The organism is Plantactinospora sp. BC1 (genome assembly GCF_003030345.1).
In the GTDB taxonomy this organism is placed as follows: Bacteria; Actinomycetota; Actinomycetes; order Mycobacteriales; family Micromonosporaceae; genus Plantactinospora.
Map to the genome: position 1 here is coordinate 782,193 of NZ_CP028158.1, position 19,151 is coordinate 801,343.

A 19,151-nucleotide genomic window follows, 5' to 3' on the forward strand; every position below is an offset into this window, starting at 1 on the left:
TCGTGATCCGACACTGCTAGCGTCTGTGTCGTGTCGCGGACCCGTACCGAACGCCTGGTCAACCTGGTGATCTGTCTGCTCTCCACCCGACGGTTCCTGACCGCCGCGCAGATCGCCGCGACCGTGCCGGGCTATGAGCATGATCCGGACGACCCACGTGACCACGAGGCCTTCCAGCGCAAGTTCGAGCGGGACAAGGCCGAGCTGCGTGAACTGGGCGTACCACTGGAGACCGGCACGGCCAGCGCCTTCGACGCCGAGCCGGGCTACCGGATCGCGCGCCGGGAGTACGCGTTGCCGGACATCCCGCTGGAGCCCGACGAGGCGGCGGCGGTGGGGATCGCCGCCCGGCTCTGGCGGCACGCCGGGCTGGCCGCGGCGGCCTCCTCCGGGCTGGCGAAGCTGCGCGCCGCCGGTGTCGACGTCGACCCGCAGGCCACCCTCGGGGTGGAGCCGGTGGTCACCGTCGACCCGGCGTTCGGGCCGCTGACCGCCGCGGCCCGGGAGCGGCGCACCGTCGGTTTCGACTACCGGGTGCCCGACGGCGACGCCCCGACCAGCCGCCGGCTCGAACCCTGGGGCGTGGTCTGCTGGCGGGCCCGGTGGTATGTCGTCGGTCACGACCTCGACCGCGACGCGGCCCGGTGTTTCCGGCTCTCCCGGATCGTCGGTGGGGCCGTCCGGACGATCGGCGGTCCGGGCGCCTTCTCCCCGCCGGTCGGCGTCGACCTGATCAGCCACGTCGCCAAGTGGTCCGGTCCGGTGGAGCGCTCCGGCCGGGCCACCGTGCTGGTCGCACCGGGGCGGGCGGCCGGCTTGCGGCGGTGGGCCCGGGAGGTGACCAGCGGACCCGACGGCGACCGCCTGGTGCTGCCGTACGCCGACGCCGAGTCGCTCGCCGGTAGGCTCGTCGGCTACGGTCCCGATGTCCGGGTGCTCGAACCGCCGGAGATCCGGGATGCCGTGATCCAGCGGCTCAAGGAGATCACCGCCCGGCACGACGAGATGGCGACCGCCCGGGCGTCGGGGTAACGCGGGGGCGGACCGGGGTCGGGGCCCCGGAGACTGACCAGAGGGGGGAGCCGGCGTGACTCGTCCGGCGCAACGGTCCGGCGGCGGGGCGCGGGCCTCGGCCGACCGGCTGGCCCGACTGCTGAACCTGGTGCCATACCTGCTGGCGCGACCCGGGATCGAGCTCTCCGAGGCGGCCGCCGACCTCGGGGTGACCGAGCGGCAACTCCGGGAGGACCTGGAACTGCTCTGGGTCTGCGGGCTGCCCGGGTACGGGCCGGGTGACCTGATCGACATGGCCCTCGACGGCGACCGGGTCACCATCACCTACGACGCCGGGATCGACCGCCCGCTGCGGCTCACCCCGGACGAGGCACTGGCGCTGGTGGTGGCGCTGCGGATGCTCGCCGAGACGCCGGGGATGGCCAACCGGGACGCGATCGAACGCGCCCTCGCCAAGATCGAGAACGCGGCCGGTGAACTCGCCGACGCACCCGTCGCGGTGCGGATGCCGGGCGACAGCGACCGGGTGGCGGCGCTGCACGGCGCGGTGCAGCGGGGCCGGGCGCTGCGGATCACCTACTACGCCGCGACCCGCGACGAGACGACCGAACGCACCGTCGACCCGATCCGGGTACTGATGGTCGGCGGCCTGGCCTACCTGGAGGCGTGGTGCCGGCGGGCGGAGTCGGTACGGCTGTTCCGGGCCGACCGGATCGACGCGCTCGTCGAGCTGGACGAGGCGGCCGCACCGCCGCCGCAGGCCCGGCTGCACGACCTGAGCGCCGGAATCTTCCGCCCCGACCAGGACCTGCCGCTGGTGACCCTGCGGGTCGGCCGGTCCAGCCGGTGGATCACCGAGTACTACCCGTGCGAGCGGGTCGAGCCGGACCCGGGTGACGCCGACCGGGCCGGCCGGGAGTGGCTGGTCTCACTGCGGGTCACCGACCTCGACTGGGCCCGACGGTTCGTGCTCGGGCTCGGGCCGGACGTCACGGTGGTCGCCCCGGCGGAACTCGCCGACCAGGTACGCGACCGGGCCGCCGCCGCGCTCGACGCGTACGCCACGCTGCCGCCGGACGGCGCGGCGGCACCCGCCCCGCACCCCGACGTCGCACTGGTCCCGGACGCCAGTCCGGCGGCAACGGCCGGGAGCCACTAGGCTGGCCGACGTGGTGAAGTGGATCGTGCTCGCGGTCGTTCTCGTCGGGCTCCTGGTGCTGGGGCTGGCGGCCCGCCGGGTGCTGACCCGGCTGCCTCGGCTGCACCGGGCCGCCCGGGGTCTGCAACGCCGCCAGGAGCAGGCCGAGGACCTCCAGCGGGTCGCGCTGGCGGTGCAGGATCGGGCCGAGGCCATGCAGCAGCAGGTCGAGACGCTCCAGCAGCGGCTCGTGTTGATCCGCGCCAAGCGCGGCAGCGAGGAATAGCGCCGGTCGCGGCGGCGAGGAATAGCTCCTGGTCAGCGCCGTCGATCTTCTGGTTGACGGATGCCCGACGTTGGTCGAGACTTCACCAGCCGGCCGCAAAGTCACCAGCCTGGCGGGTGGCACTCCTTCCCGACGCACGTACGATGGGCCAGGACACACCCTTTGCTGGACAAAACATCGAACTGGAGCTTCCATGGGCGTCCTCAAGCCATGGCACATCTTCGTCCTCGTGGCTGTGCTGGTCCTGCTCTTCGGCGCGAAGCGGCTTCCGGACGCGGCCCGGTCGCTCGGTCGTTCGCTGCGGATCATCAAGGCCGAGACGAAGAGCCTCGCCGACGACGACAAGGACCTGGCGGAGAAGGCCGACGCGCAGGCGGGGCGGCAGCCGCTGCCGGGTGACCCGGTGCAGCCGACCAGCGTGCACCAGCCCGGTTACCAGCCGCCGCCCGCGGCGCCGGTCAACGACCCGGTGCAGCGCGTCCGCGACAACTGACCGGGGCCCGCACCCGTGGCCTTCGCCCTGCTGCGTCGGCGCGGCCCGAGCAACTTCGAGCGGGCCGCCGACGGCTCGATGACGCTCATCGAGCACATCCGGGAGCTGCGTAACCGGCTCTTCAAGGCCTCCCTGGGCATCGTGGTCGGCTTCGGCCTCGGCATCTGGCTGGCCCAGGACGTCCGGCACCTGCTCCAGCAGCCGTACTGCGAGCTCGAGGGCTCGACCGTGGACGGCAAGTGCCAGTTCGCCCAGCTCGGCCCTGCCGACGTACTCCTGCTCGACCTGAAGATCGCGCTCTGGGTCGGGCTGATCGTCGCCGCCCCGATCTGGCTCTACCAGCTCTGGGCGTTCATCGCGCCGGGGCTGCACCGGCACGAGCGGAAGTACGCCTACATCTTCACCGCGCTCGCCGCCCCGCTCTTCGCGGCCGGCGCCGTACTGGCGTTCTTCGTGGTCGCCAAGGGGCTCGAGTTCCTGGTCGGGCTGGCCGGCGAGGACGTCACCAACACGCTGGAGATCACCCGGTACATCTCCTTCGTGACGAACATGATCCTGATGTTCGGGGTGGCGTTCGAGTTCCCGCTCATCGTCCTGATGCTCAACTTCGTCGGGCTGGTGACCGGCCGGAAGATGCTCGGCTGGTGGCGGATCGCCGTCTTCGTCTTCTTCCTCTTCTCGGCCATCGTCACGCCCACCCCGGACCCGTTCGGCATGACCGCGCTGGCGATCTGCCTCTGCGCGCTCTACTTCGCGGCGGTCGGGGTGGCGATGCTCAACGACCGGCGCCGGGGACGCGGCAAGGAGATCTACGCCGGGCTGGACGACGACGAGGTCTCGCCGTTGCACCTGGAGCCGGAGCCGGTCACCGCCGGCGAGCGGGTGGAGACGGTGGCACCGGTCTCCGCGCCGGATCCGGTCCCGGCGCCGCAACCGATCGACCGGCGCTACGACGACATGACCTGAGTTCGACCGAGGTGTCGGAGGCGGCACGGCGGGCGGTACGGTGCTCGCCGTGACCGCCGACGATCAACTTCCCGGGCCGGGTTGCGCCGGCCCGCTGGCCGACGGCCACCTGGCGGTGCTGGCCAATCCGACCGCCGGGCGGGGCCGGTTCCGCGGGCTGTTGCCGGCCGTACTCGACCGGCTCGGCACCGTGGGCCGGCCGATCCGGCTGCTGGAGGCGGGCAGCGCCGCGCAGGCGAGTGCGGCGTGCCGGGCCGCGGTCGCGGACGGCGCCGCCGCGCTGGTGACGGTCGGTGGCGACGGTACGGTCCATCTGGCGCTCCAGGCGGTAGCCGGTACCGGTGTCGCCTTCGGTCCGGTACCGGCCGGCACCGGCAACGACTTCGCCATCGGCACCGGGTACCCGGCCGATCCGCTCGCCGCCGTCGAGGTGATCGCCGCGGCGGTCGCCGCCGGGCGGACCCGCCCGACGGACCTGGCCCGGATGACCGGCCCGGACGGCGACGAGCGCTGGTACGGCGCGGTGCTGGCCGCCGGCTTCGACGCGCTGGTCAACGAGCGGGCCAACCGGATGTCCTGGCCGCGCGGACCGCGCCGCTACGACCTCGCCATCCTGGTCGAGCTGGCCCGGCTCCGGCCCCGCCGCTACCTGCTCCGGCTGGACGGGGTGCCCCGGGACCTGGACGCGGTGCTGGTGGCGGTCGGCAACTGCCCGAGTTACGGCGGGGGGATGCGGATCTGCCCGACGGCCGACCCGACCGACGGGCTGCTCGACGTGGTCTACGCCGGCCCGGTCAGCCGCACGACGTTGACCCGGATCAAGCCCCGGGTCTACCGGGGTACCCACCTGGCGCATCCGATGGTGCACACCCAGCGGGCCCGTACGGTCGAACTCGTCGCCGAGGACATCGTCGGGTACGCCGACGGTGAGCGGGCGCTGCCCCTGCCGGTGACCGTCACCGCGGTCCCCGGCGCGGTACGCCTGCTGCGCTGATCCGCCGCGACTGATCCGGGCGGTACGTCGGCCCGGTACCCGATCCGCGCGGTGGCGGGGGCGGCGGGATACCTGTTTGCGAGACTGTCGAGCTGCCCCGTCTGTGCTCCCGTCTCCGCGCTGGCCGGTGCGCTGACCGGTGCGGGCCGACGAGGACACGGTGCGGGACGTGATGCACCGGTTCGACCAGAGGGAACACGCGCGCCTCCGCAGCGAAAAGGGGCCTTCGCTGGGGAGGAATGACCTTCACCGAAGCGGCGTGAACGGCCCGCCTCGGCAGGGTCGCTCACCCGAAGGACTGGACCGGGACGCGGACGAAGCCCTCGGTCCAGTGGTCCTCATCGAGGTCGTACTCTCCGATGCAGCCGGCGCTCCGCCCGGCCGTCGAGGCGTTCGTCCGACAAATGCGCTATCCGGCGGCCGGAGCGCCGTGATACACCACCGACGTGCAGAACATCTTGGAGTTCCCCGAGGTCCTGCGGCTGATCGAAGACCGCTCGGCCGCGTTCCGCGCCGCGATCGCGTCCGCCCCCGACCTTGACGTCCAGGTCCCGACCTGCCCGGACTGGACGCTGCGCGAACTGGCGCAGCACCTCGGCGACGGCCGCCGCCGCCAGGCCGCCATCGTCGCGGCGGGCCCGGGCGCTGAGCCCCCGGCGAAGACGGATCCGAAGGGCGCCCCGACCGCGCCCCGCGACCGGGAAGCCCTGGACGCCTGGCTTGCCGAGTCGACCCAGCTCATGCTCGACGCGCTGCGCGAGGCCGGCCCGGATCGCGGCTGTTGGACCTGGTGGGGCCGCTCGCAGGCCCCGGAGACCAGCGGAGCCGTGGCGCGGCACCAGATCCAGGAGATCGCCGTCCACACCTACGACGCCCAGCTCACCCTGGGGGCCGCACAGCCGCTACCGACGGACGTCGCGGTCGAGGGCGTTGACGAGTTCCTCACGACCGTCTCGGCGACGACCGTCCCCTGGCCGTTCAAGCCGGCGACCATCGACCTGCACACGACCGAGGGCCGCTCCTGGCGCCTGACCCTCAACGCCGACGGCGTCCGCTGCGACGACCTCGCCGCGGACGCGGAGCCGGGCGACATGGCGATGCGAGGCGCAGCGAGCGAACTGGTCCGCTACTTCTACGACCGCATCCCGCTGGATGGCCTGGAGACCACCGGCGACACCGAGCCGATGGAGCAGCTCGCAGACTGGGACCCGAACGCGTAAAGCCCGCATTTGTGACGCATCTGTCGGTTGTGCGGGCGTCACCGGGCCTGTCCGGCTCATCCCACCGGTTCCGGGCCCGCCGCCGCCAACCCGGTGAACGTTCCCGGTCGGAGCAGTAGCCAGCGCGGACGCGGGAGCACAAACGGGGCAGCTCGACAGTCTCGCCACGACCCTTCACCACCCCGGTCCCGACCCCGAACCCGACCCCGACCCGGCCCCGATCGCGACGGCGACGCACGCGGGTCACGGCGGCGGGGCCATCCAGGTCAGCGGCCGTTCGGCACCGCCAGGTCCACCGCGGCGGTCAGCCCGTTCACCTGCCCCGGCTCGGCGGCCGGCAACACCAGCACGGCGCAGCCGGCGCGTACCGCCCCGGCGTCGGCCGGGGTGTCCCCGACCATCAGGGTCCGTTCCGGGTCGACGCCGAGCAGGCCGCAGGCCCGGTAGAAGATCGCCGGGTCGGGTTTGCAGCGCCCGACCTCGTAGGAGAGCACGAACGCGTCGACCAGGTCGGTCAGCTCCCAGGCCTCGAAGATCGGCCGGAGGTCGAATCCGATGTTGCTCACCACCGCCACCGGCACCTTGGCCGCGCGCAGCGACCGCAGCGTGGCCGCGGTGTCCGCGTACGGGAGCCAGCCGTCGGGGAGCAGGAGGCGGTCGTAGAGCGCCTCGGCCAGCCCGCTCACGCCGCTGTTGACCGTTTCGGCCAGCCCGACGAAGGCGGCCCGGTGGGCGGGGCCGTAGAGGTCGCGTTCCGCCCACACCTCGGCCAGGTGCGGCGGGACCCGGGCCGGCAGCGGCCCACCGGCCCGGCCGGCGGTGACCAGGCGGTCGGCGAGTGCCGTCGCCCGGGCGCGGTCCAGCGTCGTCCCACAGGCCGTGGCGGCGGCCAGCACCCAGGCGACCGGCTCCTCCACCTGGGCGAGGGTGCCGTGGAAGTCGAAGAGCACCGCGTCCACCGGGCGGCGCGGCGGCACCCCTGGAGCGGAGTCGGCGGTTCCGCTCGACGTACGAGGCTTGGGCGGTTCGGCATGATCCGGCACGTCGTGCACCCTACCGACCGGCTCTTCGGGGCCCGCTCTACGGCCTGCCGGCGTGCGAGCACCCGGTACGCATTAATCTTGGATTCATGTCGAGCCCCGCCGAGCGGTACGCAGCGGCGCGCCGCCGGGCCGCGCAGGCCAGCATGTTCCCCGCGCTTGACGAGTTCGCCCAGGATCTGGGGTTCGATCTCGACGACTTCCAGCGGGAGGCGTGTCAGGCGCTGGAGCGGGGCAGTGGTGTCCTGGTCTGCGCCCCGACCGGCGCCGGCAAGACGGTCGTCGGCGAGTTCGCCGTGCACCTGGCGCTGCGCACCGACGCCGGGGCCGAGCCGGGCGGGCCGACCCGGAAGTGTTTCTACACGACTCCGATCAAGGCGTTGTCGAACCAGAAGTACCACGACCTGGTGGACCGGTACGGCTCCGAGCAGGTCGGGCTGCTCACCGGGGACAACGCGATCAACGGCGACGCGCCGGTGGTGGTGATGACCACCGAGGTGCTGCGCAACATGCTCTACGCGGGCTCGTCCAGCCTGACCGGCCTGGCGTACGTGGTGATGGACGAGGTGCACTACCTCGCCGACCGGTTCCGGGGCGGCGTCTGGGAAGAGGTGATCATCCACCTGCCGGAGTCGGTGACCCTGGTCTCGCTCTCCGCCACGGTCTCCAACGCCGAGGAGTTCGCCGACTGGCTGATCACCGTACGCGGCGAGACCGAGGTCGTCGTCAGCGAACACCGCCCGGTGCCGCTCTGGCAGCACATGCTGGTCAACCGGCGGATGTTCGACCTGTTCCACGACGCCGACGCGGCCCGCAAGCACGACGTGCACCCGGAACTGCTCCGCTACACCCGGGAGATGCTGCGCCGCCTCGAACTCGGCGACGGCCGTACCCACGGGCCGGGGTGGGGGCGCGGCGGGCCCCGGGGGCCACGCTGGCGCGGGCCGCTGCGGCCCGACATCGTCGAACGGCTGGACCGCGAGGGGCTGCTGCCGGCGATCCTCTTCATCTTCAGCCGGGCCGGCTGCGACGCCGCCGTGGCGCAGTGCCTGGCCGCCGGACTGCGGCTGACCACCCCGGACGAGCGGGCCGAGATCCGCGAGGTGGTGGAGAGCCGGATCACCAGTGTCCCCGGCGAGGACCTCGCCGTGCTCGGCTACTGGGAGTGGCTCGACGGCCTCGAACGCGGCCTCGCCGCCCACCACGCCGGGATGCTGCCGGCGTTCAAGGAGGTGGTCGAGGAACTCTTCGTCCGTGGGCTGGTGAAGGCGGTCTTCGCCACCGAGACGCTGGCGCTCGGGATCAACATGCCGGCCCGGTGCGTGGTGCTGGAACGCCTGGTGAAGTTCAACGGCGAGGCGCACGTCGACCTGACGCCGGGGGAGTACACCCAGTTGACCGGGCGGGCCGGGCGGCGGGGCATCGACGTCGAGGGGCACGCCGTCGTGGTCTGGTCGCCGGAGGTCGATCCCCGGCACGTGGCCGGGCTCGCCTCGACGCGTACCTATCCGCTGCGGTCCAGCTTCCGGCCGTCGTACAACATGGCGGTCAACCTGGTCGGGTCGGTGGGCGCGGCGCCGGCCCGGGAGCTGCTGGAGTCGTCGTTCGCGCAGTTCCAGGCGGACCGCTCGGTGGTCGGCCTGGCCCGGCAGGTGCAGCGCAACGTCGAGACCATCGAGGCGTACGGCGCGGAGGTGCGCTGCCACCACGGCGACTTCGACGAGTACTTCGGGCTGCGGCTGGCGATCGCCGACCGGGAGCAGTCGCTGGCCCGGCAGGGGCAGTCGCAGCGCCGGGCGGCGACGTTGGCCGCGCTGGAGCGGCTGCGGGTCGGTGACGTGATCCGGGTGCCGTCGGGCCGGCGGGCCGGGCTGGCGGTGGTGCTCGATCCCGGCGTCGGTGGGTTCGGCGAACCCCGGCCGCTGGTGCTGACCCAGGATCGCTGGGCCGGCCGGATCACCCCCGGCGACTTCACCACCCCGGCCGAGGTGTTGGCCCGGATCCGGGTACCGAAGCATTTCAACCACCGTTCCCCGGCGGCCCGCCGGGATCTCGCGGCGGCGGTCAGCGGGACGGGGCTGGACCGGAACGCGCGGCGCGCCGGCCGGTCCCGGGGTGCCGCGGGTGAGGACGAGCGGCTCAGCCAGCTCCGTGCCGAGCTGCGCCGGCACCCCTGCCACGCCTGCCCGGACCGGGAGGAGCACGCCCGCTGGGCGGAGCGCCGCCGTCGGCTGGAGCGGGACACCGCCGAGCTGCGGCAGCGGGTCTCCGGACGTACCGGATCACTCACCCGGACCTTCGACCGGGTCTGCGGGATCCTCACCGCCCGTGGCTACCTCTCCGAGTCCGGCGAGGTCACCGACGCGGGCCGGATGCTGGGCCGGATCTGGACCGAGGCGGACCTGCTGGTCGCGGAGTGCCTGCGGCGCGGGGTCTGGGACGGGCTCTCCCCGGCCGAGCTGGCCGCCGCGGTTTCGGTGGTGGTCTACGAGGCGCGCCGGGACACCGACGAGCGGGCCTCGATGCCCCGGGGGCCGGTCTCGGACGCGGTGGGCGAGACCCTGAAGATCTGGGCGGAGCTGGAGTCCGACGAGGCGGCCCGGGGGCTGGAGGCGACCCGGGAGCCCGATCTCGGCTTCGTCTGGCCGGTCTACCGGTGGGCCCGGGGCGAGGCGCTGGCGAAGGTACTGGCCAGCGGCCACAACCTGGACGGCGACATGCCGGCGGGTGACTTCGTCCGGTGGGCCCGGCAGGTGGTGGACCTGCTCGGGCAGGTCGCGGACTCGGCGGGTGCCTCGGTGGAGCTGCGTGGCACGGCGCGGCAGGCGATGGGGACGATCAATCGGGGCGTGCTGGCCTACCACGGCGCGACCTGACGGGCCGATCGAGTCGGGCTCGGCTGTTCAGCCAGCCGTTCTCTTCCGTCAGGTCAGCCGACGCTCCTCCTCTGATGATCTTTACGGCCACCCTGCCCACGGCCCGTCGGCCGGCAGATGCGCCCGAACGCACCGTTGTGGCTGGTCGGACAGCAAGTGATCATCATCCGCGGGCGCGGAACCGCCGTGCGACGGCGCGAGGAGATCACCGACATGGGCACCATCGACCATTTCCAGTACGGCTGGGTCACGCCCACGCTGAGCTACGGGCTCTCCGTCCTCGGCTCGTTCCTGGGGCTGCTCTGTGCGGTACGGGTCCGGGAGGCGCGGACGACCGGACGCCGGGTCTGGTGGCTGCTCCTCGCCGCCTGGGCGATCGGCGGTACGGGGATCTGGACCATGCACTTCACCGCCATGCTCGGGTTCAGCGTGACCGGCACCCCGATCCGTTACGACGTGGCGGTGACCGTGGCCAGTGCCCTGGTCGCCGTCCTGACCGTCGGGATCGGGCTGGTCGTCGCGGTCTTCGCCGGGCGGGTCTCCTGGCCCCGGATCCTGCTCGGCGGGCTCTTCGCCGGGCTCGGCGTGGCCAGCATGCACTACCTGGGCATGTCGGCGATGCAGTTGCGCGGGCGGATGGACTACCAGATGTCCCTGGTGGTGGCGTCGGTGCTGATCGCGGTGGTCGCGGCGACCGCGGCGCTCTGGCTGGCCGTCAACGTCCGCGGCACCCGGGCGGTGACCGGTGCCGCCTTCGTGATGGGCTTCGCGGTCACCGGCATGCACTACACCGGGATGGCGGCGATGTCGGTGCACCCGCAGCCGGCCGCCCCGGCGCCGACCGGTGCCAGCGGCGCCACCCTGCTGTTGCCGATCATGCTGATCGTGATCTTCGTGGCCTTCGTACTCTTCTACGCCCTGCTCGCCACCCCCACCGAGGCCGACCGGGCCGCCTCGGCGTACCTGGCCGACCGGGCGGCGGAACGGCTCGAGGCCGACCGGGCCGCCGAACGGCGTGCCGAGGAGCGGGCCGCCGAGCGCGGCGCCGAGCGCTCCGCCCCGTCGACCGGCCCGGGCCGACGCTTCCGGACCCGCCAGCCCTTCTGAGGCCGCACCCGGACGGCTCCGGGCCGCACCCCGGCCACCCCGCCGACGAGGTCGGCCGGTCGCCACGGTGGTCACTCCGTCGGCAGCAGCGTGCCGAGCGGGCCGAGATCCAGGTTCAGCTCCTCGGGAGCCAGCCCGAAGTACTCCCGCAGCTCGGTCATCTGCTCCTCCAGCGCCATCAGCGTGACGCCGATCCGCTCCACCTGCTCGCCGGTGAGGTCGCCCAGCTCCACCCGGCGCAGCGCCTGGCGTTCCACGAGCTGCCGCAGCAGCTCGATCACGGTGAGCACGAGACTGGCGAGCCCCCGCTCGACGGAGTCTCGGTCCACCGCGAGCCGCCGGTCCAGCGGCGTCACCCGGGGCGCCGCCCAGCTCGGCTCGCCGAGGGCGGCGGCGAGTTCGGCCGCCTCGTCCCGCCGGGCGGCTCCGCCCGGTCCGGCCGGGACGTCCCGACCGCCGTCGAACCCGGGCCCGGTCATTGCCCGAACCCGACCGGCTCCGGCCCGCACGGCCGCGGCGTACCGGGCGGCTCCGGCGGCTCCGGCGCTTCCGGCTGGACGAGCGCGCCGACCGAGGAAACCAGCGCCCGCAGTGAGACGCGTACCAGCTCCACGTCGGCGACGGCGATGGTGAGGTCACCGCTGATCACCACGCCGGTGGCGAGTACCCGGTCGAGCAGGTCCACCAGCGCCACCGGCCGGTACGCCAGCGGGTCGTCCGCGCTGCTCGGCGTGAGCGCCGTGGTCACCACGCCGGCTCCCGGACGGTCAGCGCCGGCCGCGGCGGGTCGTCCTGGGCGAAGGAGTACGCCGGCCAGGGGCCGGTCAGCTCCAGGCGCAGCTCGGCGTGGCGGCGGGCCAGGGCGGTGACCAGTGCGGTGAACCCGTCGAGGCCGGCCACGTCCACCAGGTACGCCCCGTTGAGCACCATCGCGGTGGGCGCCCCGGACAGCCGGCGGTCCTGCGGGGCGTGCCGGCGGGCGGCCGCCGCGTACCCGGCGAGCGCGTCGTGCACGGCGGCGGCGGCCTGCGCGGCGGCTCGCTGACCCTCGTCCCGACAGCTCAGCTCCGCCCGGCGTCGCCGCAGGTACGCGGCTCCGGCCCCCTCGGCCCCGACCGGGGCGGTGGCCCGGGCGGGTAGGCCCGGCACGACGTACCCCTTGACGCCCCACTCCGTGCGGCCGGTGAGCCGGTCGAGGGTGGCCGCCAGGTCGGCCCGGCGCTCGGCGAGCAGCCGGGCGACGCCCCGCTCGTCGCGGTAGACGGTGGCGAGCCGGGTCGGCACCACCGCGCCGGTCCGGGACAGCGCCGCCACCACCTCGTGGTGCGTCCGTGCGGCCCGCTCCAGCCAGGCCAGGTCCTCCAGATTGCGGCGCAGCGCCTCCTCGCCGTACTCGGCCAGCGGCGCGGTGCTCACCACGGCGACCAGGCCGGCGGCGGGTACGGCCCGCAGCGGCCCGCCGTCCATCCCGGTGCCGCCGGCCAGCGTGGCCGGGTCGACCTCCCGGGCCACCCCGTGCAGCCAACACCCGGCCGCCCCCGCCGCGGAATCCGGGTCGCCCGGAACAGGCTCATCGATCCGGCTCATCGCGGTCCTCTCTGTACACGGCGGCCCGACGGGCCACCCGGGGCCGCCGTTGCGCCTCGACCTCCTCCGGGTCCCGGGGACCCGGCTCGACCGGCGGGCGGGCCCGCGAGCTGAGCCACGGATCGTGCTCCCACCAGTCGATGCCGATCTGCCGGGCGGTGTCGACCGACGCGATGACCAGCCGGAGCTTCAGGGTCAGCAGCTCGATGTCGAGCAGGCTGACCCGGATGTCACCGGCGATCACGATGCCCCGGTCGAGCACGCGTTCGAGGATGTCGCCGAGGTTCGCCGGCTCGTGGCCGGCCGGCAGCACCTGGCCGGAGTTCTGCACCACCGACGGGGTGCGTGGACTCGTCATCTCAGCCCACCTCGCCCTTTCCGCGCGGGTAGCGGCGCACCCGCCGGTACCCGAGCAGCTCACCGTCGACGTCGATGTCGATCTCGTACAGCCCGAGCAGGTCGGTGGAGGCGGGAATCCGGTGGTCCTCGACCACCTCCACGCCCACCCGCCAGCCCTCGTCCGTGGACTCCAGCGAGACGACGCCCTGCGCCTCCCGGCCGGCGAGGGTGCTGATCAGGCGCAGCCCCTCGTCGGCCGCCTCGGCCGCCGACAGCGGTTCGGGGTACTCCTCGTCGTCACGCCCGCCCGCCGGCTCGCCGCCCCGGGCGCCGACGTCCCGGATCCGTCCCTGGGTCATCCCGCCTACCTCCCTGACCGCCGCCTGCTGCTGCCGTCGCCCCGGTGCGCCCCGGTGCCCCGCCGCGCGCCGCCGGGGTCCCGCCCCGGCTGGCGCTCGCCCGTCGGCGTCAGCCGGTCGAGGATCCGCTGCTGCGCCCGGTCCCGCTCCCGTTCCGTGATGTCGCCGGCCGCCGCCGCCCGATCGAGTTCCTCCAGTTCCCGGCGCACGTTCACCGGGTCGTGCTGCTGGGACTCGGCCTCCCGGGCGATCACCTTCACCACCGCCGTCAACCCGCGCACCGGGGCGTACGGCAGGGTCAGCAGCGCCCAGAGGATGTCCACCGGTCACCCCGCCAGCTGGTGCGCGGCGACGAAGTCGTACGGGGCGTGCGGGCCGAGCAGCCGCATCCGGATCAGGTCCCGGTGCCGCCCCGCGTACTCCTCCAGAACGTCGACGAACTCGTCCACCCGCGCGGAGTCCACCAGGAAGGCCAGGTTCACCGCGTCCAGCTCGTTGCTCGGCGGGCGGGCCGTGCTCTCCACCACCAGCGGCGCCACGGCGTCCAGGACGTGCCGGTTCTCCGCCTCCCGGCGCAGCTCCACCGCCTGGCTGAGCATCTCGCCGAGCCGGAGCCGCTGCTGCCGGCTCGCCGCCTCCGGCTGCCCGTGCACCTGCCGCGCCAGCTCGGCGGCCTGCGGGGCGGCGGCGAGCAGCTCCTCGACCAGCGGCTCCTCGTGGTAGCGGCCGTGCACCACGTACTCGACGCGGTCCTCGAACCCGTCGAGGGCCGCCACGAACCCGTCGTGGTGGTTGCCGAGCAGCTCGGTCACCGCGTCCGGTCCGGTGACCACGGTGCCGAAGCGCACCGGCAGTACCGGTGCCACCACCGCGGTCCCGTCCAGCAGTTCCTGGTAGGCGCGCAGGTCGGCCGGCCGGCCCAGCGGCTCCGCCAGCCCTACCTCGCTGACCAGCGCGGCCAGCTCGCCGTGCCGGATCGCCGCGACCTCGCCGGGCGGGTCGCCGATTCCGGCGGCGTCCGGGGTCGGCTCCACGTCGGACGGCACGATGCCGTAGACGAAGAGTCCCGTCTCGTCGGCCACCTCACCGCCTCCGGTTCTCGCGGCGCGTCCGCCGGGCCGGCGCCGCGGGGCCGCCGGCCGCGTCGCCCAGCTCGCGGGCGACCCCGGCGAGGCCGGCGGTGAGCCCCTGCGCGGCGTCGGTGACGTTCTCCACCAGCCCGCCGAGCGCGTCGCCCGGCGCGGGGGAGAGGTCCAGCCGGTCCACGATCTCGGCGAAGCGCAGGTACGTCTCGATGCTCGCCACGACCACCCGGGCGTTGATCTCCAACAGTGGGATACCGACCACCCCGACGGCGACCTGGGCGTCGATCACCACGCCCTTGTCGAGCACGGTCTCCACCACGTCGGCCATCCCCCCGGCTCCGCCGGACCGCTCCAGCGCGCCGCCGCCCGCGGCACCCCCCGCCGCGACCGTCATTCGCCCCGCTCCTCCCGCCGGCGCCGGACCACGGGTCGCCGGGGCGGCTCCGAGATGCGGCGGGCCGCCGGACGGGGACGTTCCGGCTCCTCCTGCGCCCGGGGGCGGCGGACCCGTTCCGGCCGGCGTCGGCGCGGCGGCTCCTCCTCCTCTTCCGGCTCCTCCCCGTCGTACTCGTCGAACTCGTCCTCGTACTCCTCGTCCCGGGGGCGGCGGCGCTGTTCGGGCCGGCGGTCGGCGGCGGGCCGTTGCTCGCGCTCCTGCTCGGCCGGCCGCGCTTCGTCCCGCTGCTCGCGTTCCTCGCGCAGCGCCGTCTCGTGGTCCCGCACGACCTGGGAGTCCTCGATCTCGCCGCGCCAGCCCTCGACGGAGTCCGGGTCGAGGACCGTCTGCGTCATCACGTGCCGGACGAAGTGCTTCAACTCCAGCCGCACCCGGCGGCCCTGTGCCCGCCAGAGGTTGCCGGTGTGCTCGAAGAAGCCCTGCGGGTGGTACTCCAGGACAATCAGGATGCGGGTCAGGTCCGGGGTCAGTTCGTGGAAGCTGACGGTGCCGTCGACCGAGCCCTTCTCACCCTTGGAACGCCAGTGGATCAGCCGATCCGGGATCTGCCGGACGATTGTCGACTCCCAGCTCCGGTGCGACCAGAGCACCTGTGCCTTCCAGCTCAGCTTCTCGTCGCTGTCCGCGTCGACGCTCTCGACCTTCTTCATGAAGCTCGGGAAGTCGCCGAACTGCGTCCACTGGTTGTACGCGACCCGGATCGGCACGCCGACCTCGATCGACTCGACGATGTTGGTGACCTTGAGTTTCTTCGAGCCGCCCTTTCCGCCGCCCCTGCCGAAAGCTGACATCAACCTCTCCCTACCGCTGGCCAGGCCGGCCTCGAACATCGCCCTTGCCGGGGTACGCCCCTCGGCGAGCTTCTGCGCGCCCGTTGCCGCGGCGATGAGGCCGGGGCCGCCACCCTGCCGGGCGTACTCGCTGAGCCGTTCGGTCGCGCCGGTGACCTTCTCCGTCACCGCCGCCACCGCGCACTCACCGATCGCCGAGGCGAGGTTGCGCAGCTCGGCCCCGATCTGGTCGCGGGCCCTGCCGGCGAGGCCGCCGGGCTTCGCGTTTCCGGCCATCGTCACCGCCCCCGCCTCCGCCGGCCGCCGGCGTTCTCGGTTCCGGCCTCCGCCCCGTCCGGCCTGTCCTGGTTCTCGTCCCGGCCCTGCTCCTGGCCGGGTTCTTCGCCGCCGCCGGCGTCGGCACCAGGTGCGCCGGGCGAGCGTCGGCGCAGGGCGTCCGCGCCGCCGCGCAGCCGACCGCTGAGGGCGTCGATGCCGCTGCCGGCGGCGGCGGTCGCGGCGGCCCGGCCGGCCGAGACGAGCGGGCTGCCGAGGCGGCCGAGGCCGCTCAGCTGGGGGGAGGACTGGAGCAGATCCTGGCCCTGCTTCAGCAGGCCGCCCGGCCCACGGCTGGCCCGTCCGGCCGCCACGGCGGTGGCCAGGACGAGAGCGCTCCGCAGCTTTTTCCGACGGCCGAGAACGTAGCCCAGAGCCACCGCGAGTCCGATCCGCATTCCGCTCTTCATCCGTGCTCCTTAGCTCCCCGGTAGGCGGAAACATCCCTTTCGGGGGGAGGCCGGAAAAAGCTACCGAGGATCAGCGCGACAGTGGCCTCTGCCTGGGAAGTTCCGCTTCAGCGGACCGGCCGGCAGTACCCGTCGACATTTCCGCGAAACGTCGGAACGCAATTCCTGGGGGCAGACCGGGGCCAGGTCGGACGAGCACGACGCATTTCCCCTCTGACCGGGCCACGCGCCGCAATAATGCCCGGATCGGTGGCCCTGCCGGCGAACGGGCCTCGGGGGCGTCTCCTCGGCGGAAGTCGGAGGGCGCGGGCGGGAGCGGGAGCGGTCAGGCGGGCACGGCGTTGCCGGCCAGCGCGTCGACGAGCCGGCGGCACGGGCCGGCGAGGTTCCACGCCTCGGCGAGCCCGAGCAGTCGGTCGGCGTCGACCGGCGCCGCCGGCAGGGTGGTGTCCAGCGGCGGTAGCGGCACGTCCAGGGCCACCCGGACCACCTTCGGCGCCACCGCCAGATAGTCCCGGGCCGCGTTCAGCTTGGTCCGCAACCCGGGCGCGAAGCCGGAGGAGGGGTCGTCCAGCGCGGCCAGGATGCCGGCCAGGCTGCCGTACCGGTCGACGAGCCGGGCGGCGGTCTTGTCACCGACCCCGGCCACCCCGGGCAGGCCGTCGCTGGGGTCACCCCGCAGCGCGGCGAAGTCGGCGTACCCGGCGGCCGGTACGCCGTACTTGGCCCGTACGGCGGCGTCGTCGCAGTCCTCCAGTTTCGCCACGCCCCGGCCGCAGTAGAGCAGTCGCACCGGCCGGCTGTCGTCGATGAGCTGGAAGAGGTCCCGGTCCCCGGAGGCCACCTCCACCGGTGCCGGTGCGGTGGCGGCCAGCGTGCCGAGTACGTCGTCCGCCTCGTAGCCGTCCACCCCGATCGCCGGGATGCCGATCGCGGCCAGCAGTTCGAGGATCAGCGGTACCTGTGGGGAGAGGGTGTCGGGCACCACCTCGCCACCTTCCGGCGCCACCCGGTGCGCCTTGTACGACGGCAGCAGCGCCACCCGCCAGGCCGGGCGCCAGTCGTAGTCAAGGGCGCAGACCAGCCGGTCCGGTCGGCGGGTCCGGATCAGTGTCGCCAGCATGTCCAGGAAGCCCCGGACGGCGTTGACGGGGCTGCCGTCCGGCGCCTTGGCGGCCGACTCCGGGATGCCGAAGTAGGCCCGGAAGTAGAGGCTCGGTGCGTCGACGAGGAGCAGGGGGCGGCTGTCGTTCACCCGGACAGCCTGGCACAGCGTCGCCCGCCCCGGCCGCAGGCCCTGGCCCGGCGGGTCGACGGCACCGCCACGACCGGCCCGGCGGGTTGGCAGGACACTTCCTCTTGTCGGCCCCACCGGCCGGGGCGTCGTCGGCGTGGCGCTCCGGATGCCCTCCGAGCAGGGCAGGTCGGACGGCCCGCCGAGAGCCGGCTTTCGGTGTGGTCCCGCCGGTCGATTCCGCCCGAACGACCGTTAAGCTATTCAGGTGTGTGACGCAGACCTCTATCCGCCGCACCGGCTGGCCGCGGCCCAGAAGGCCACCGCCGACGCCGGGCTGGACGCCCTGCTCATCCCGCCGGGCTCCGACCTGCGCTACCTGACCGGCTACCACGCGCACGCCCTGGAACGGCTCACCTGCCTGGTGTTGCCGGCCACCGGCGAACCCACCCTCGTCGTACCGACGCTGGAACGGCCGGCCGCCGAGGCGTCTCCGGCGCCACGCACCGGGGTACGCATCGTGGACCACCCGGACGGCACCGACCCGTACCCGCTGGTGGTGCGCGCCCTCGGCGGGCCCGTCGCCGCGGTCGGGCTCGGTGACCGGATGTGGGCCGAGCAGGTGCTCGCGCTGCGCGCCGTGCTCCCCGGCACCACCCAGCGGCTCGCCGGCGAGGTGTTGCGGGCGCTGCGGCTGCGCAAGTCGGCGGCCGAGGTGGCGGCGCTGCGCGAGGCCGGTGCCGCGATCGACGCGGTACACGCCCGGATGGCCGAGTGGCTGCGTCCCGGTCGGACCGAGGCAGAGGTCGCCGCCGACATCTCGGTCGGCATCCGGGAGGCCGGACACGCCACCGCCGACTTCGCGATCGTCGCCGCCGGCCCGAACGGCGCCAGCCCGCACCACGGCACCTCCGACCGGGTGATCGGGGTCGGTGAACCGGTCGTCGTCGACATCGGCGGGACCATGCCGTCCGGCTACTGCTCGGACTCGACCCGCTGCTACGTCGTCGGCGACCCGCCGGCCGACTTCACCGACTACTACCAGGTGCTGCACGCGGCCCAGCAGGCAGCCGTCGGGGCGGTACGGCCGGGGGTGAGCGCGGCGGCCGTCGACTCGGTGGCCCGCGAGGTCATCGCCGACGCCGGCTACGGCGCGGCCTTCCTGCACCGTACCGGGCACGGGATCGGGCTGGACGGACACGAGGACCCGTACCTGGTCGCCGGCAACGAGCTGCCGCTGGAACCCGGGATGGCGTTCTCCATCGAGCCGGGCATCTATCTGGCCGGCCGGCACGGCGCCCGGATCGAGGACATCGTGGTCTGCACCCCGGACGGGGTGGAGCGGCTCAACACCCTCTCCCGGGACCTGGTGCGGCTGTGACCGGCCCAGCCCTGCCCGGCGGAGTTCCCGGCCGGCACCGCGCGACGGGCCGGGAACTC

At 73.9% G+C, this 19,151-nt stretch carries 20 protein-coding genes and 2 pseudogenes; 10 read left to right on the forward strand and 12 right to left on the reverse strand.

What is annotated here, in order from left to right:
- Window positions 1–30: 30 nt before the first annotated feature.
- From C6361_RS03210 to C6361_RS03240, 7 genes are all read left to right on the forward strand, one after another.
- Complete coding sequence (locus tag C6361_RS03210; RefSeq protein WP_107259142.1) at window positions 31–1,032, forward strand: YafY family protein; 1,002 nt, start codon at window positions 31–33, stop codon at window positions 1,030–1,032.
- A 55-nt stretch (window positions 1,033–1,087) separates the two neighbouring features.
- The gene (locus C6361_RS03215) at window positions 1,088–2,173 is read left to right on the forward strand and encodes a YafY family protein (protein WP_107266694.1); all 1,086 of its coding nucleotides are present in this window, start codon (window positions 1,088–1,090) and stop codon (window positions 2,171–2,173) included.
- Window positions 2,174–2,183: 10 nt separating this feature from the next.
- A complete protein-coding gene (locus C6361_RS03220) occupies window positions 2,184–2,438 on the forward strand; it encodes a hypothetical protein (protein ID WP_107266695.1) in 255 nt (84 codons plus the stop codon).
- Window positions 2,439–2,631: 193 nt separating this feature from the next.
- Window positions 2,632–2,931, forward strand: coding sequence for a Sec-independent protein translocase subunit TatA (gene tatA / locus C6361_RS03225; protein WP_107259139.1), 300 nt, complete (start codon window positions 2,632–2,634; stop codon window positions 2,929–2,931).
- A gap of 15 nt (window positions 2,932–2,946) precedes the next feature.
- Window positions 2,947–3,897, forward strand: a complete 951-nt coding sequence (gene tatC / locus C6361_RS03230; protein ID WP_107266696.1) for a twin-arginine translocase subunit TatC — start codon at window positions 2,947–2,949, stop codon at window positions 3,895–3,897.
- 49 nt (window positions 3,898–3,946) lie between these two features.
- Window positions 3,947–4,891 carry a diacylglycerol kinase family protein gene (locus tag C6361_RS03235; RefSeq protein WP_234359294.1) on the forward strand — a complete coding sequence of 315 codons (945 nt, stop codon included), beginning with the start codon at window positions 3,947–3,949 and terminating at the stop codon, window positions 4,889–4,891.
- A 446-nt stretch (window positions 4,892–5,337) separates the two neighbouring features.
- A complete protein-coding gene (locus C6361_RS03240; RefSeq protein ID WP_107266698.1) occupies window positions 5,338–6,111 on the forward strand; it encodes a maleylpyruvate isomerase family mycothiol-dependent enzyme in 774 nt (257 codons plus the stop codon).
- A gap of 266 nt (window positions 6,112–6,377) precedes the next feature.
- On the opposite strand, the gene C6361_RS03245 is transcribed toward C6361_RS03240, so the two are convergent.
- On the reverse strand, window positions 6,378–7,154 hold the full coding sequence (locus C6361_RS03245) for an HAD family hydrolase (RefSeq protein WP_369931221.1): 777 nt from the start codon (window positions 7,152–7,154) through the stop codon (window positions 6,378–6,380).
- Window positions 7,155–7,240: 86 nt separating this feature from the next.
- Between C6361_RS03245 and C6361_RS03250 the strand changes: the two genes are divergently transcribed.
- Together C6361_RS03250 and C6361_RS03255 are read left to right on the forward strand one after the other, a co-directional pair.
- On the forward strand, window positions 7,241–10,027 hold the full coding sequence (locus C6361_RS03250) for an RNA helicase (protein ID WP_107259132.1): 2,787 nt from the start codon (window positions 7,241–7,243) through the stop codon (window positions 10,025–10,027).
- Between the two features lie 186 nt (window positions 10,028–10,213).
- Complete coding sequence (locus C6361_RS03255; RefSeq protein WP_234359295.1) at window positions 10,214–11,134, forward strand: MHYT domain-containing protein; 921 nt, start codon at window positions 10,214–10,216, stop codon at window positions 11,132–11,134.
- A gap of 71 nt (window positions 11,135–11,205) precedes the next feature.
- Here C6361_RS03255 and C6361_RS03260 read toward each other — a convergent pair whose 3' ends face one another.
- The 11 genes and pseudogenes from C6361_RS03260 to C6361_RS03310 all read right to left on the reverse strand — a co-directional run bounded on the left by C6361_RS03260 (window position 11,206) and on the right by C6361_RS03310 (window position 17,732).
- On the reverse strand, window positions 11,206–11,613 hold the full coding sequence (locus C6361_RS03260; protein WP_107266699.1) for a gas vesicle protein K: 408 nt from the start codon (window positions 11,611–11,613) through the stop codon (window positions 11,206–11,208).
- Window positions 11,610–11,882, reverse strand: coding sequence for a gas vesicle protein (locus C6361_RS03265; protein ID WP_234359296.1), 273 nt, complete (start codon window positions 11,880–11,882; stop codon window positions 11,610–11,612). Before C6361_RS03265 ends, C6361_RS03260 begins: the two co-directional genes overlap by 4 nt.
- The gene (locus C6361_RS03270) at window positions 11,879–12,721 is read right to left on the reverse strand and encodes a GvpL/GvpF family gas vesicle protein (RefSeq protein WP_107266700.1); all 843 of its coding nucleotides are present in this window, start codon (window positions 12,719–12,721) and stop codon (window positions 11,879–11,881) included. Before C6361_RS03270 ends, C6361_RS03265 begins: the two co-directional genes overlap by 4 nt.
- A 157-nt stretch (window positions 12,722–12,878) precedes the next feature.
- A pseudogene (gene gvpJ / locus C6361_RS39125) lies at window positions 12,879–13,079 on the reverse strand (gas vesicle protein GvpJ); the annotation flags it as partial.
- A 1-nt stretch (window position 13,080) separates the two neighbouring features.
- Window positions 13,081–13,419, reverse strand: a complete 339-nt coding sequence (locus C6361_RS03280; protein ID WP_107266702.1) for a gas vesicle protein — start codon at window positions 13,417–13,419, stop codon at window positions 13,081–13,083.
- A gap of 5 nt (window positions 13,420–13,424) precedes the next feature.
- A complete protein-coding gene (locus tag C6361_RS03285; protein WP_107266703.1) occupies window positions 13,425–13,742 on the reverse strand; it encodes a gas vesicle protein GvpG in 318 nt (105 codons plus the stop codon).
- Between the two features lie 3 nt (window positions 13,743–13,745).
- Window positions 13,746–14,501: a GvpL/GvpF family gas vesicle protein gene (locus tag C6361_RS03290; RefSeq protein ID WP_107266704.1), complete on the reverse strand. Its 756-nt coding sequence runs from the start codon at window positions 14,499–14,501 to the stop codon at window positions 13,746–13,748.
- A gap of 181 nt (window positions 14,502–14,682) precedes the next feature.
- A pseudogene (gene gvpJ, locus C6361_RS39130) lies at window positions 14,683–14,832 on the reverse strand (gas vesicle protein GvpJ); the annotation flags it as partial.
- A 62-nt stretch (window positions 14,833–14,894) separates the two neighbouring features.
- Window positions 14,895–16,028 (reverse strand): SRPBCC family protein, encoded by a 1,134-nt coding sequence (locus tag C6361_RS03300; protein ID WP_107266705.1) that lies wholly within the window; start codon window positions 16,026–16,028, stop codon window positions 14,895–14,897.
- A gap of 2 nt (window positions 16,029–16,030) precedes the next feature.
- Window positions 16,031–16,477 (reverse strand): hypothetical protein, encoded by a 447-nt coding sequence (locus C6361_RS03305; RefSeq protein ID WP_159079154.1) that lies wholly within the window; start codon window positions 16,475–16,477, stop codon window positions 16,031–16,033.
- Window positions 16,478–16,802: 325 nt separating this feature from the next.
- Window positions 16,803–17,732, reverse strand: coding sequence for a 5'-3' exonuclease (locus C6361_RS03310; RefSeq protein ID WP_107266707.1), 930 nt, complete (start codon window positions 17,730–17,732; stop codon window positions 16,803–16,805).
- A 247-nt stretch (window positions 17,733–17,979) separates the two neighbouring features.
- Here C6361_RS03310 and C6361_RS03315 point away from each other — a divergent pair, with 247 nt between their 5' ends.
- Entirely contained in the window at window positions 17,980–19,092 is a 1,113-nt protein-coding gene (locus C6361_RS03315) for a Xaa-Pro peptidase family protein (RefSeq protein WP_107266708.1), read from the forward strand.
- The last annotated feature ends 59 nt before the right edge of the window (window positions 19,093–19,151 follow it).

Bases quoted from the DNA above. Each gene is read 5' to 3' on its own strand.
- tatA (WP_107259139.1), top strand. From the start codon at position 2,632: ATGGGCGTCCTCAAGCCATGGCACATCTTCGTCCTCGTGGCTGTGCTG.
- C6361_RS03250 (WP_107259132.1), top strand. From the start codon at position 7,241: ATGTCGAGCCCCGCCGAGCGGTACGCAGCGGCGCGCCGCCGGGCCGCG.
- C6361_RS03260 (WP_107266699.1), bottom strand. From the start codon at position 11,613: ATGACCGGGCCCGGGTTCGACGGCGGTCGGGACGTCCCGGCCGGACCG.
- C6361_RS03270 (WP_107266700.1), bottom strand. From the start codon at position 12,721: ATGAGCCGGATCGATGAGCCTGTTCCGGGCGACCCGGATTCCGCGGCG.
- C6361_RS03280 (WP_107266702.1), bottom strand. From the start codon at position 13,419: ATGACCCAGGGACGGATCCGGGACGTCGGCGCCCGGGGCGGCGAGCCG.
- C6361_RS03300 (WP_107266705.1), bottom strand. From the start codon at position 16,028: ATGGCCGGAAACGCGAAGCCCGGCGGCCTCGCCGGCAGGGCCCGCGAC.
- C6361_RS03305 (WP_159079154.1), bottom strand. From the start codon at position 16,477: ATGAAGAGCGGAATGCGGATCGGACTCGCGGTGGCTCTGGGCTACGTT.